This is a genomic window from Streptomyces sp. STAM6 (assembly GCF_054963715.1).
In genome coordinates this window covers 1-12,262 of record NZ_JBUEFZ010000030.1, presented here as the reverse complement: position 1 = coordinate 12,262, position 12,262 = coordinate 1, and the positions used below count along the sequence as shown (strand labels likewise).

General features: G+C 72.8%; 13 protein-coding genes. 4 read left to right on the top strand and 9 right to left on the bottom strand.

Annotated features, from left to right (window positions below):
• Window positions 1-130 precede the first annotated feature (130 nt).
• Window positions 131-403, top strand: coding sequence for a DUF1876 domain-containing protein (locus ACY34K_RS26730; protein ID WP_462751477.1), 273 nt, complete (start codon window positions 131-133; stop codon window positions 401-403).
• An 87-nt stretch (window positions 404-490) separates the two neighbouring features.
• On the opposite strand, the gene rocD is transcribed toward ACY34K_RS26730, so the two are convergent.
• The 9 genes from rocD to ACY34K_RS26685 form a co-directional block, all read right to left on the bottom strand.
• Window positions 491-1,738: an ornithine--oxo-acid transaminase gene (gene rocD, locus ACY34K_RS26725; protein WP_462751475.1), complete on the bottom strand. Its 1,248-nt coding sequence runs from the start codon at window positions 1,736-1,738 to the stop codon at window positions 491-493.
• Window positions 1,735-2,559 (bottom strand): dimethylargininase, encoded by an 825-nt coding sequence (gene ddaH / locus ACY34K_RS26720; protein WP_462751473.1) that lies wholly within the window; start codon window positions 2,557-2,559, stop codon window positions 1,735-1,737. The genes rocD and ddaH overlap by 4 nt, the downstream gene beginning before the upstream one ends.
• Before the next feature lie 128 nt (window positions 2,560-2,687).
• Window positions 2,688-3,191 carry an Lrp/AsnC family transcriptional regulator gene (locus ACY34K_RS26715; RefSeq protein WP_462751471.1) on the bottom strand — a complete coding sequence of 168 codons (504 nt, stop codon included), beginning with the start codon at window positions 3,189-3,191 and terminating at the stop codon, window positions 2,688-2,690.
• 120 nt (window positions 3,192-3,311) lie between these two features.
• Window positions 3,312-4,553, bottom strand: a complete 1,242-nt coding sequence (locus ACY34K_RS26710; RefSeq protein ID WP_462751469.1) for a cytochrome P450 family protein — start codon at window positions 4,551-4,553, stop codon at window positions 3,312-3,314.
• On the bottom strand, window positions 4,550-5,794 hold the full coding sequence (locus tag ACY34K_RS26705; RefSeq protein ID WP_462751467.1) for a cytochrome P450 family protein: 1,245 nt from the start codon (window positions 5,792-5,794) through the stop codon (window positions 4,550-4,552). Before ACY34K_RS26705 ends, ACY34K_RS26710 begins: the two co-directional genes overlap by 4 nt.
• Window positions 5,791-6,462 (bottom strand): GTP-binding protein, encoded by a 672-nt coding sequence (locus tag ACY34K_RS26700; protein ID WP_462751465.1) that lies wholly within the window; start codon window positions 6,460-6,462, stop codon window positions 5,791-5,793. Before ACY34K_RS26700 ends, ACY34K_RS26705 begins: the two co-directional genes overlap by 4 nt.
• Window positions 6,437-6,796, bottom strand: a complete 360-nt coding sequence (locus ACY34K_RS26695) for a DUF742 domain-containing protein (RefSeq protein WP_462751463.1) — start codon at window positions 6,794-6,796, stop codon at window positions 6,437-6,439. Before ACY34K_RS26695 ends, ACY34K_RS26700 begins: the two co-directional genes overlap by 26 nt.
• Window positions 6,793-7,215 (bottom strand): roadblock/LC7 domain-containing protein, encoded by a 423-nt coding sequence (locus ACY34K_RS26690; RefSeq protein ID WP_462751461.1) that lies wholly within the window; start codon window positions 7,213-7,215, stop codon window positions 6,793-6,795. The genes ACY34K_RS26695 and ACY34K_RS26690 overlap by 4 nt, the downstream gene beginning before the upstream one ends.
• The gene (locus ACY34K_RS26685; RefSeq protein WP_462751459.1) at window positions 7,212-8,705 is read right to left on the bottom strand and encodes an ATP-binding protein; all 1,494 of its coding nucleotides are present in this window, start codon (window positions 8,703-8,705) and stop codon (window positions 7,212-7,214) included. The genes ACY34K_RS26690 and ACY34K_RS26685 overlap by 4 nt, the downstream gene beginning before the upstream one ends.
• Before the next feature lie 213 nt (window positions 8,706-8,918).
• Here ACY34K_RS26685 and ACY34K_RS26680 point away from each other — a divergent pair, with 213 nt between their 5' ends.
• The 3 genes from ACY34K_RS26680 (at window position 8,919) to ramS (ending at window position 12,211) form a co-directional block, all read left to right on the top strand.
• Window positions 8,919-9,329, top strand: coding sequence for a VOC family protein (locus ACY34K_RS26680; RefSeq protein ID WP_462751457.1), 411 nt, complete (start codon window positions 8,919-8,921; stop codon window positions 9,327-9,329).
• Between the two features lie 129 nt (window positions 9,330-9,458).
• Window positions 9,459-12,086, top strand: coding sequence for a class III lanthionine synthetase LanKC (gene lanKC / locus ACY34K_RS26675; RefSeq protein WP_462751455.1), 2,628 nt, complete (start codon window positions 9,459-9,461; stop codon window positions 12,084-12,086).
• Window positions 12,083-12,211 (top strand): mycelium formation morphogenetic lantipeptide SapB, encoded by a 129-nt coding sequence (gene ramS, locus ACY34K_RS26670; RefSeq protein WP_058940762.1) that lies wholly within the window; start codon window positions 12,083-12,085, stop codon window positions 12,209-12,211. Before lanKC ends, ramS begins: the two co-directional genes overlap by 4 nt.
• Window positions 12,212-12,262: the final 51 nt, after the last annotated feature.

Below are 12,262 nucleotides of genomic sequence, written 5' to 3'. Positions count from 1 at the left end.
GTACGACGCGCGACGGACCCGACCCGCACGCGGCGCGCCGCCGACGCCCGGAAGAGCACCCCCACAGGACGCGCGGACTCGCAACCGCGGGTGCACGCTGGAGTAGTACACACGCAGGGAGGTGGGTGTGATGCAGACCATCGTCGGATGGCACGTCGACATCGAGTTCACCGAGAGCGAGTCCGGCAAGACCAAGGCGTCCTGCATGGTGCGGCTGGCGGACGGCACGGAGATGCGCGCCCACGGACACGCCAAGCGGCACCCGGACGACTCGGAGCAGCAGCGGGTCGGCGAGGAGATCGCCGCGGCTCGCGCGCTGAACGAACTGGCCCGAAATCTCATGAAGAAGGCCGGAGGCGAGATCGAGGAGGTGACCCACACTCCGGCGCATCTGATGATGTGAGCCGACGACGGCCGACCGCGGCCGCGACCCCCGCCCCGCCCGGCGAGGTCATCACGGCGAGCGGCCGGCCGCTCCCTGTCCGGCGGATCAGCCCGCCTGAGCGAGCACCTTCCCCAGGATCTCGAGGGCGGAGCGCAGCTCCTCCTCGGTGACCGTCAGCGGCGGGGCGAGACGGATCGTGGACCCGTGCGTGTCCTTGACCAGGACCCCCTCCGCCATCAGCCGTTCGCTGATCTCCCGGCCCGTACCGAGCGCCGGGTCGACGTCCACACCCGCCCACAGTCCGCGGGCCCGGTAGGCCGTCACGCCCGCGCCGGCCAGCGCGGCCAGGCCCTCGGCGAGGACCTCGCCCAGCTCGGCCGCGCGCCGCTGGAACTCGCCGGTGGCCAGCAGATCGACCACGGCCGAACCGACCGCCGCCGACAGCGGGTTGCCCCCGAACGTCGAGCCGTGCTCGCCGGGCCGCAGCACCCCGAGGACCTCACGCGTGGCCACCACCGCGGAGACCGGCACGATGCCGCCGCCCAGGGCCTTGCCCAGCAGCACCACGTCCGGCACCACCGACTCGTGGTCCACCGCGAGGGTGCGGCCCGTGCGGCCCAGCCCGGACTGGATCTCGTCGGCGATGAACAGGCACCCGGTGCGCCGCGTCAGCTCCCGCACGCCGGCCAGATAGCCGTCGTCGGGGATGATGACGCCGGCCTCGCCCTGGATGGGCTCGATGAGGACGGCCGCGGTCGTCTCGTCCACGGCCGCCTCCATCGCGGCCAGGTCGTTGTACGGGACCACGCGGAAGCCCGGCGCGAACGGCCCGAAGCCGACGCGCGCCGTGTCGTCGCTGGAGAAGCCCACGATCGTCGTCGTGCGGCCGTGGAAGTTGTTCGCGGCCACGACGATCGTCGCCCGGTCCTCGGCGACGCCCTTCACCTCGTACGCCCACTTGCGCGCGACCTTGATGCCGCTCTCCACCGCCTCGGCGCCGGTGTTCATCGGCAGCACCATGTCGAGGCCGGTCAGCCGGGCCAGTCCCTCGGCGAAGCCGGCCAGGCGGTCGTTGTGGAAGGCCCGGGAGGTGAGGGTGACCTGGTCGAGCTGGCGGTGCGCCGCGTCGATCAGGGCCGGGTGACGGTGCCCGAAGTTGAGCGCCGAGTAGCCGGCCAGCATGTCGAGGTAGCGGCGACCCTCCACGTCCTCGACCCAGGCGCCCTCGGCCCGGGCGACGACCACGGGCAGCGGGTGGTAGTTGTGCGCGAGGACCGGTGCCTCGGCGCGGATCAGTTCCTCGGAGGAACGGGCCGGGGCGCCGGCGGTCAGGGTGGTGGGGCTCGTCGTCATGGGCGGATCTCCTGGGTGCAGCACTTGATGCCGCCGCCGGCCTTGCGGAACTCCGACAGGTCGACGGGGACGGGGACGTAACCGCGCTCGTCGAGCCGGCCGATCAGCTCGCGGGCCTGCGGGTCGACGAAGACGTGGCGGCCGTCGGAGACCGAGTTGAGGCCGAAGACCATGGCGTCGTCCTCGGTGGCGACGACCGCGTCCGGGTACAGCCGTCGCAGCACCTCGCGGCTGCCCGGCGAGAACGCGGGCGGGTAGTAGGCGATGTTCTCCCGCCCGGGGGTGTCGTCGAGGACGAAAAGCGCGGTGTCCATGTGGTAGAAGCGCGGGTCGACCAGCTCGAGGCTGACCGTGGGCACGCCGAAGAACTCCTGGACCTCGCGGTGGGCCGCGTACGTCGTGCGGAAGCCGGTTCCCGCCAGGACGAAGCCGCCCAGCGGCACCAGATCGCCCTCGCCCTCGCAGACCGACTCGGGGTGGTGGACCGTGTATCCGGCCGCCTTGAACCACTGTTCGTACGCCGCGGACTCCGGCCGGCGCTCCGGCGCGTGGAAGGAGGAGCCGAAGACCCGCCCCTCCAGCACGAGCGCCGAGTTCGCCGCGAACACCATGTCCGGCAGACCCGCGACCGGTGCCACGGTCTCGACCGTATGGCCGTGGTCCCGGTAGGTCTGCACCAGTGTGTGCCACTGGTCGTGGGCGAGGGGGAGATCGACCTGGGCGTCCTCACGCATCCAGGGGTTGATGGCGTACCGGACGTCGAAATGACGGGGCTCGCACATCAGATAGCGCCGGGGGCGCTGGGCACGGCTTTCGGGCACCGAACAATCCCTCCGCTTCCTGCGGGAACGGGTACGACGGGGACTCCTGAAGAGTAGGAAGCGGCGGAGATCTTCGACAAGAATCGAGTGCTGCGCGTGTACGCACGAATGCTGCGTGTAAAGGCCCCTCAGAGCGGATTCGCTGCGTCGGCCGGAGCGGACGTCCCGGCGCCCGCCTCCGGGCTCTCCGGCAGCAGGTGGGACAGCACCATGTAGCTGATGGTCTTGCGGATGAACGGTTCGCTGCGGATGCGCTCCAGCACCTCCTCGAAGTGCTCCACATCCGTCGCCCGGACGTGCAGGAGCGCGTCCGCGGCTCCGGTGACCGTCATGGCCGCGGTGATCTCCGGGTAGTTCCGCACGACCTCCGCGAGCCGCCGCGGCGGGGCCGCGCTGTCGCAGTACACCTCGATATAGGCCTCCGTGCGCCAGCCCAGCGCCGAGGGCCGGACGGTGGCGGTGAAGCCGGTGATCACATCGGCCTTGCGGAGCCGGTCCACCCGGCGTTTCACGGCGGTGGCCGACAGTCCGACGGCCGCGCCGATCTCGGCGAAACTCGTCCTCGCGTTCGCGATCAGGGTCGCGACGATCTTGCGGTCGAGCGCGTCGAACGGCGCGGGCTTGGCGGTCATGGCGGGCGTTCCTTCGGTCCTGCGGCCCCTGGTACGGGCCGTCGGCCCCCATCTTGCCGGGACCTGCGCCCGAACGGCCCCCGGCCTGGGCCGAAGGTCCCCTTCGGCGTTGCTCTCGGATCAGGCGACCGGGGCGCGCAGGTGCACGGGGATCTCCTGCCAGCCGTGGGCGATGAACGACGGGACCTGGACCAACTTGTCGGGGTCCACCGCCAGCCCGAGATCGGGGAAGCGCTCGAACAGCGCGGGCAGGGCGGTCAGCGCCTCCATCCGGGCCAGCGGCGCCCCGATGCAGCGGTGCACCCCGATGCCGAAGGCCAGGTGGTCGTCGGCGCCGCGGGTGATGTCGAAGGAGCCCGCTTCGGAGCCGTAGTGGGCCGGGTCGAGGCCCGCGGCGGCGTACGTCGTGACGATGGCGTCGCCGGCCGGGACGGTGACCCCGGCGACGGTGATGTCCGTGACCGCGAACCGCAGCGGCAGCGTGGCGATCGAGGGGTGGACGCGCAGCACCTCGTCGACCACCGCTTCCCAGCCGACCGCCCCGGAGCGGACCGCGGCCAGCTGGTCGGGGTGGCCCAGCAGCGCGACGACGGCGTTGCCGATGAGATTGACCGTCGTCTCGAACCCGGCGCCGATCACCAGCAGCAGTGTGTGCAGCAGCTCCTCGTCGCTCAGCCGGTCACCGTCCTCGTCCCGGACCTTGATCAGCTCGGTCGTCATGTCGTCCCCGGGCTGTTCCACCTTGTGGGCGATGAGGGCGCCCAGCACGGACCCGATCCGCTCCTGGACGAAGGCGGCGTGCTCGGGGCTGGGGTCGGAGGTGTCCATGATGGCGGCGATCAGGCCGCCCGTGTCCGCCCGCAGGTGCTCGGGGACGCCGAACAGCTCGCAGATCAACCGCATGGGCAGCGGGTGCGCGAATCCCGCCTTCACGTCGACCGGTTCGCCGGCGGCGGCCGCGGCTTCGAGCCCGTCCAGCAGCTCGGCGGTGATCTCCTCCACCCGGGCGCGCATCGCCTCGGTGCGCCGGTGGGTGAAGCTGGGCGCGACGAGCTTGCGCAGCCGGGTGTGGTCGGGGCCGTAGGTGGACAGCATGTTGACCACTCCGACCCAGCCCAGGATCCAGGCCCACGAGGGGTGTTCCGCGATCCTCGGCCACAGCGACCAGTGCAGCCGTGGGTCCTTGCTGACGTTAGGGTCGAGGATCAGCGACTTGAGGGTGTCGTAGCCGGTGGGCGCCCAGGCGGGGATGCCGCCGGGAAGCTCGACGGGAACGACCGGGCCGAGGGCGCGCAGCCGGGCGCTCTCGGCGGGGATGTCGGCGCCGAACGGGTCGAGGGCCACACGGGCGGGCACGGTCATGCTCGGTCTCCTGGCTGGTCGGGAACGCGGGGCGTGAAACGCACGGGCAGGGACGTCAGGGAACGGTGGAAGGGCCCGGGGCGCCAGGTGAGCCGCTCGCGCGGGACGACGGGGTCCAGGTCCGGCAGCCACTGGGTGAGCCGCTCGATGGCCTCGGTCGCGATCAGCAGCGCGTGGTGCTTGACCGGACAGGCGTGCTCACCGGCCGACCACGACAGGTGCGAGGCGTCGCGGGCGTGATGGGTCCCGCCCGACTCCGCCTCCGCGAAGTGTCCCAGCGCGCCGTACGACACCACGACGGGCACGGCCGCCTGGACCCACACGCCGTGGAAGGTCAGGGACTCGCGGGCGTAAAGGATGCCGTAGTTGGCCAGTGGCGTCTCGTGGCGCAGAACCTCGACGACGGCGGCCGACACGGGACGGGAGCCGCTGGTGAGCGTGGAGTAGTAGGCCGGGTTCCCGAGGATCCGGGACAGCGCGTTGGACACCAGGTTCGACGTGGGCTCGTGGCCCGCGCCCAGGGTGAGGAAGACCTGCCAGGTGACCTCTTCGGGAGTGAGGCCCGCCGGGTGGTCGAGCAGCCTGCTGGTGAGGTCCTCGCCGCGCCGGGCGCTCTTGGCGGCGACCAGCTCCAGCACGTAACTGCCGTACTCCGCCTCGCCCTCGGCGGCCTGGGCGCCGCCCTCCATCATCTTCCCGAGCGCGGTGCCGAGCCGGTCGCTCTCGCTGTCCGGCAGCCCGAACAGGTTGTTGAAGACCAGCGTCATCAGAGGGCGGGCGAACCCGGTCACCAGATCGGCGCCGCCCTCCGGGCCGAACCGGGAGACCAGCAGGTCGACCGCTCGGTGCACCCGCTCGCGCAGATCGTGCGGCTCCACCAGGTCGAAGGCGTCGATCAGGGTGCGGCGGTAGCGGATGTGGGCGTCGCCGTCGGCGAACAGGGCGTTGGGCCGCCAGCGCATCATGCCCATCACCGGCGAGTCGTGGGCGACCGTCGCCTCCCAGGGGCGGGGGTCGTGCGACCAGGTGTCCGGGTCGTGCAGCAGGTCCAGGGCGGCTCTGCGGTCGGTGACGACGTACGCCGGTACACCGGGCGCGAGTTCGGCCCAGCCGACCGGGCCCTGGGCGCGCAGCGCCGCGTAGTAGCGGTGCGGGTCGACGGCGAAGCCGTCCTCCCAGAGCCGGACCGGGGCGGACAGGGAGAAGGCGTCCGCGGCAGCGGGCTGGGGGGAAGTGTTCACGGGTGCTCCGGGCCGACTTGGGCGATCAGGTGCTGGACGAGGGCGAGCAGCGCGTCGACGGAGGAGTTGGTGTCCCGGGCGTCGCAGGTCACCATCGGGGTGGCCGGTTCCAGGTCCAGGGCCTCGCGCAACCGCTCCTCGGGGTAGGAGTGGGCGTCCGGGAAGGCGTTGAAGGCGACCGCGTAGGGCAGTCCCGTCTCCTCCACGAGCCCGAGCACGTCGAAGGAGTCGTCGATCCGCCGGCTGTCGACCAGGACGAGCGCGCCGAGGGCACCGTGGGCGATGTCGTCCCACAGGGCGCGGAAGCGTTCCTGACCGGGCGTGCCGAAGAGGTACAGCACGATTCCGCCGGGCAGGGAGATCCGTCCGAAGTCGATGGCCACGGTCGTGGTGGTCTTGTCCCGTACGCCGGCGAGGTCGTCGACGGAGACGGACGCCTGCGTGAGGTGTTCCTCGGTGTGCAGGGGCCGGATCTCCGACACGGAGTCGATCAGCGTGGTCTTGCCCACCCCGAACGGGCCGGCCACCAGGATCTTCACCAGTTCCCGGGCGCTGTCCGGCAGATACGGGGGAGCTCCGCCGGCGTGTGTGCCGCGCGACGGCCCGTCGTGCGGGACGGTCGGGGTCCCGCTGTGCGGGGCGCTAAACCTTGAGGGCGCGGAGGCCATCGGCCACTCTCTTCAGCAGGTCACGGTCGGGCTGGGCGGCCAGGGGCACGGGCGGGCGGGCGCGCACCAGCCCCTGGTCGACGAGTTCGGCGGCGAGGACGCGGACCGCGGAGACGGGGAGTTCCAGCAGGGCCGCGGTCTCCACCACGGTGAGCGACCCGCCGTCCAGCACGTCGAGCACGGCGTGCTGGGCGGCGGGCAGCCGCGCCGGTCCGGGGGCGGCGCAGCCGGTGAGGACGGACAGGCGTTCCAGGCTGTTGCGGCTCGGCCGCGCCACGCCGCCGGTGGACAGGTACGCGGGGACCAGGGGACGGCCACCCGGCCGGCGCGTCACGCCGCTCCGGGGCCGCCGGCCACCCGCGGCGCGGCGGCCATCGCCTTCTCGCCGAGGCGTGCCACCTGGGAGTGGACACGGTGGGCGAGCAGGTCCAGGCGTACCTCGGGGTCGCCGAAGGCGGCGACACAGGTGCCGTGCGCGGTGGGCGCCACGAGGATGTAACCGTGGTCGGACTCGACGACGACCTGGCGGACCTCGGCGGTGTCCCGGTCGGCGAAGGCCGCCGCGGCGGTACGGCACGCGCCCTGGACGGTGCTGGTGATCGCGGCGACCCGTTCGGCCGTGGCCTGCGAGAGCGCCGAGGAGTATCCGGAGACGAGTCCGTCCCGGGTGAGCAGGACGGCGGCCAGGACGTGCGGGATCTCCAGGATGGGATCGAGCACCCAGGCGGTGTCCCCGGCGTCGCGGCTGATCATCGGGGGGTGTTCCCTTCGGTTTCGGTGGCGGAGCGGGCCGCCGCGGTTCCGGACTGCAGCGCGCCCAGCGCGGCCGCGGACTGCTCGGGGGTACGGACGGGCGGCGCTGCGTGCGCCCCCGGCCCCTGTCCGGGGGCGGCTCCGGGCGGTACGGCGGTGGGGGAACGGCGGCGCCGCCGCGGCAGCACGCCGGGTTCCGGGCCGGCCGCGGGTGCCGTCTGCGGGTGGCCGCCGGCGTGAGTGGGCGGCGGGACCGGCGCGGACGTGTCGTACGGACGGGTGTGCGCCGCCGGCGTCTCCGCGGCCGGGAGGTCCACCACGTCGGGGACGCCGGTGCCCGAGGTGTCGCGCTCCGGCGTGGCGTCGGGCCCGGTCGGCCGGGTGGAGCGCGCGGCGCTCGCCGAGGGTGGCCGGTGGACCGGGTCGAGCCGGGTGAGCAGATGGTTCTTGACCAGCAGGACCGCGCGCACGCCGCCGTAGGGCGAGGGGGACGACAGGTCGACCGTCAGGTCGAACTGCCGGGTCAGCTGGCCGACAGCGGCGAGCCCCATCCGGGGCGGGTCGCCGAGTTCGGTCAGCAGGATCGGTTCGGTCCCGGCCACCATCCACTGGGCGTGGGCGCGTTCCTCGCGGGTCATTCCCACGCCCGCGTCGTCGACGGTGACGCACACCCCGTGGTGGACGCGCTCCAGGCTCACCACGACGGACGTGTCCGGCGAGGAGTGGCGCAGCGCGTTGTCCAGGAGTTCGGCGACGATGATGGCGACCGGTTCCACACCGTGCGAGACGAGTGCGGTGCCCGCCTCCAGGTGGTTGTGGACCTCCACCCGGTGGTAGCCGACGAGCCTGGCCTGGCCGCCGGTGACCGCGTCGACCAGATGGGACTCCTCGCGGGCCAGTCCGACCCAGGCGCCGCAGACCACGGCGGCGACCTGCGCGCGGCGCAGGGACTGCTCGTTCTCGTGGTCGAGCGCGTAGAGAGTCTGGGCCAGTTCCGGGTCGTCGTAGCGCCGTTGCAGACCCCGCAGGACGTCCTGGAAGCGGTACAGCCCGGCCTGGATCTCGCGCGTGGTGCCACGCATGCCGGCGCGGGCGGCCGCGTCGACCCGGGTGCGTTCCTGGGCCAGGGCCGAGCGCAGTGCCTCCAGCACCCCGTCGAGCCCGGCGGCGAACCGGGTACCGGCCAGCTGGGTGTCGAGCGGGCCCGGTACCGCGACGTGCGGGTGGGCGGCCTGGGTGGCGGCGGCCGGAACCCGCTGGCGTGCGAGGTGCAGGACCTCGGCGGTGAACGCCTCCGCGGCGCGGTCCAGTTCGCGGCGCGCGCCCTCGGCCTGGTACCGGGCGCCTTCCAGTTGGGTGCGGAGCGCGGCCAGCTCCTCGTCCTGCCTGGCCCGCAGCCGGCGGGAGCGGAGGAGACCGCCTCCCAGGGCGAAGGCCGACAGGGTGCCGGCGGCCAGGCCGCCGGCTGCTAACTCCGGTATTGCGATCATCTGAAGGATCCCGGGGAGGTCGGGGAGGGCAGGTCCACGGCCGCCACAGATGAGCGGCCCGGGCCCCAGTACACACTGTTGTTGTCTGCTTTCGCACTGTCTAACGAAAGATCGCTTCGAATTTGATCGAATAGAGATCACGTCTATTCCAAGTGCCCTGTTTTGACACGGGGGTTGATGCGTGCGGGCGCCGCCCCGGGGCACAAGGGGCACATGACTGTGCCGAAGACCAATGTCCTGGTGCTGGACTGCGCCGAACCCGAGGCCCTGGCCGAGTTCTACGCCGCGCTCCTGGGCGCACGGACCCGGCGGGGCGTCGACCCCGACTTCGTCGACGTCGTGACGCCCGACGGGATCCGCATGGCGATCCGGCGCGACCACGGGCACGCGCCGCCCAGCTGGCCCCGGCCGGACGACTCCCAACAGGCGCATCTGCACATCCTGGTGGCCGAGGCCGACATGGACGAGGCCGAGCGCGAGGCCATCGGCCTCGGCGCGCGTCCGATCGAGACGCGGGACAACTCCGGCCCCCGCGACACCCGCACCTACGCCGACCCGGCCGGCCACGCCTTCACCCTCACCGCCGGCGAGGGCCGCAGGCACGTCGACCCGGACACCGTGTGAGACGCCCGCGCCGGAAGCTACTCATGCGTTCCGCACGGCCGATTGCTGACGCCTGTGACTGTCGGCGGTCCGCCCCTCGATGACACCGTCGGTTGCGTCGTCTCCTCGACACCGACCGAGGGAGCAGATGTGATCAAGGGGTACGCGACCTTCTGTGACGCGGACCGCCACTTCTACGACGCCCCGCACCGGCTCGGTGCCGGCCGCCCCGGCCGTTCCGGCGCTCCGTACGAAGCGGCGCTCGCGCCCGTCCCGGAAGGATGGCAGCGGCACCGCAGCGGTGACTGGCTGGCCCTTCGCCCCCTCGTCCACGCACTGCCGTCCCAGGGCTGGAAGATCCATGTGTCGGCCCGGCTCGACAACGCGGAGACGATCCTGGAGCGTGTGCGCGCCTACTGCCTCGCCCACGGCGTCGCCTTCAAGTTCGTGCCGAGCCGCTATCTGCTCCACACCCGCAACGCCAAGTACGCGGACCGCGCGGCCAGCGGCAAGTTCATCACCGTCTACCCCGCCGACGACGAGCAGTGCCGGCAGGTCGCCGAGGACCTCGCCGCCCTGCTGGCCGGTGAGGAGGGACCGTACATCCTCAGCGACCTGCGCTGGGGCGACGGCCCGGTGTACGTCCGGTACGGCAGCTTCACCAGGCGCCACTGCTACGACGACAAGGGCGAACTGTGCCCCGCCGTCCAGCGCCCCGACGGGCGGCTCGTCCCCGACCTGAGGGGGCCCGCCTTCCAGATACCCGACTGGGTGCCCGTCCCCGCCTTCCTCCGCCCCCACCTCGACGCGCGCGGGGCCGTCACCGTGGCCGGCATGCCGTACACCGTCGAGCGCGCGCTGCACTTCTCCAACGGCGGAGGCGTGTACGTCGGCCGCGACGACCGCACCGGCGAGAAGGTCGTCCTGAAGGAGGCCCGCCCGTACGCCGGACTGGCCGCGGACGGCGCGGACGCGGTGACCCGGCTCCGCCGCGAACAGGCCGCCCTGGAACGGCTGTCGGGGCTGCCGTGCACCCCCGAGGTACGCGAATCCTTCGTCCTGGGCGGCCACCACTTCCTGGCCATGGAGTACATCGAGGGCAAGCCGCTCAACACCTTCTTCGCCCGCAGGCACCCGCTGATCGAGGCGGACCCCGGCCCCGACCGCCTCGCCGAGTACACCGACTGGGCGCTGCGGATCCACCGGCTGGTCGAGGAGGCCGTCGCCGCCGTGCACGACCGGGGCGTCGTCTTCAACGACCTGCACCTGTTCAACATCATGGTCTCCGAGGACGAGTCGTCGGTCGTCCTGCTCGACTTCGAGGCCGCCGCCCACATCGACGAGGGCCGCCGGCAGACGGTCGCCAACCCCGCCTTCGTCGCCCCGGCCGACCGCCGCGGCTTCGCCGTCGACCGCTACGCCCTGGCGTGCCTGCGGCTCGCCCTCTTCACCCCGCTGACCAGCCTCCTGGTGCTCGACCCGGGCAAAGCCCGGCACCTGGCGGACATCTCGGCGGCGCACTTCCCCGTACCGCGCCGGTTCCTCGACGAGGCGGTCGAGGAAATCCTCGGCACTCGGGCCGCCCGGACCGCGCCCACCGCCACCGCGCCGTACCTTCCCGTGGAGCCGGGCGACTGGCCCCTCAGCCGCGACTCGATGGCACACGCCGTCCTCGCCTCCGCCACCCCCGACCGCGACGACCGCTTCTTCCCCGGCGACATCGCCCAGTTCGCCACCGCGGGCGGCGGCCTCACCTTCGGCCACGGCACCGCCGGAGTGCTGTACGCCCTCGCCGAAACCGGGCTCCCGCCCGTCCCCGAAGCCGAGGAATGGCTGCTGCGCCGGACGAAAGAACCCGAGTCCGGCACCCCGCTCGGCTTCTACGACGGACTCGCCGGCCTCGCCTGGACGCTGGACCGGCTCGGCCACCCCCAGCAGGCACTCGAACTCACCGAACAGATCCTGCGGCGCCCCTGGCAGGGCATCGCACCCGACCTGCACAGCGGGCTCGCCGGCGTCGGCCTCGCGCTCGACTCGCTCGCCACGACCACGGGGGAGACCGCGCTCCACGACGCGGCCCTTCGCTGTGCCGGACTCGTCGCGGACGCCGCGCCCTCACTCGCCCGCGCCGGACTGCTCCACGGCAACTCCGGCCCCGCGCTGCTCTACCTGCGCCTGTACGAACGCACCGGGGACAGCGGCCTGCTGGACCTGGCCGCCGAGGCGCTCCGGCGCGACCTCGCCCGATGCGTACGCGCCGCCGGCGGCACCCTCCAGGTCGACGAGGGCTGGCGCACCATGCCCTACCTCGGCGCCGGCAGCGTCGGCATCGGCATGGTGCTCGACGACTACGCCGCACACCGCGACGAGGAGGACACCGAGCGCGCCCGGCACGAGATCGTGCAGGCCGCCCAGGCCACGTTCTACGCCCAGCCCGGGCTGTTCCGCGGCGCGGCCGGCATGGTGCTCCACCTCAGCCGCACCACCGTCCGCGGCCCCGGCACCGAACCCCGCGACATCCGCCGCCAGATCGATGCCCTCGCCCGGCACGCCGTGCCCTACCAGGGCCATCTGGCCTTCCCCGGCGAACAGATGATGCGGCTGTCCATGGACCTCTCCACGGGCACCGCGGGCTGTCTGCTCGCCCTCGGCAGCGCCGCCACCCACGGGCGCGCGCACCTGCCGTTCCTGCCGCCACCCCGGCGGCCCCAGAGCCGGCCCCGACCCGGGGCCGAATCCGAGCACCACGTCCCCAGTATGGAAAGGATTCGATCATGACGCTTCTCGACCTGCAGTCGATGGAGACCCCGAAGGAAGAGGCCACGGGCGACGTCGCCACCGGCAGCCGGGCCAGCCTGCTGCTCTGCGGCGACAGCAGCCTGAGCGTCACCACCTGCAACTGACCTTCTCACCCGCGCGGTACCGCTCACCGCGCGACGGGTCACCCGGTCCCG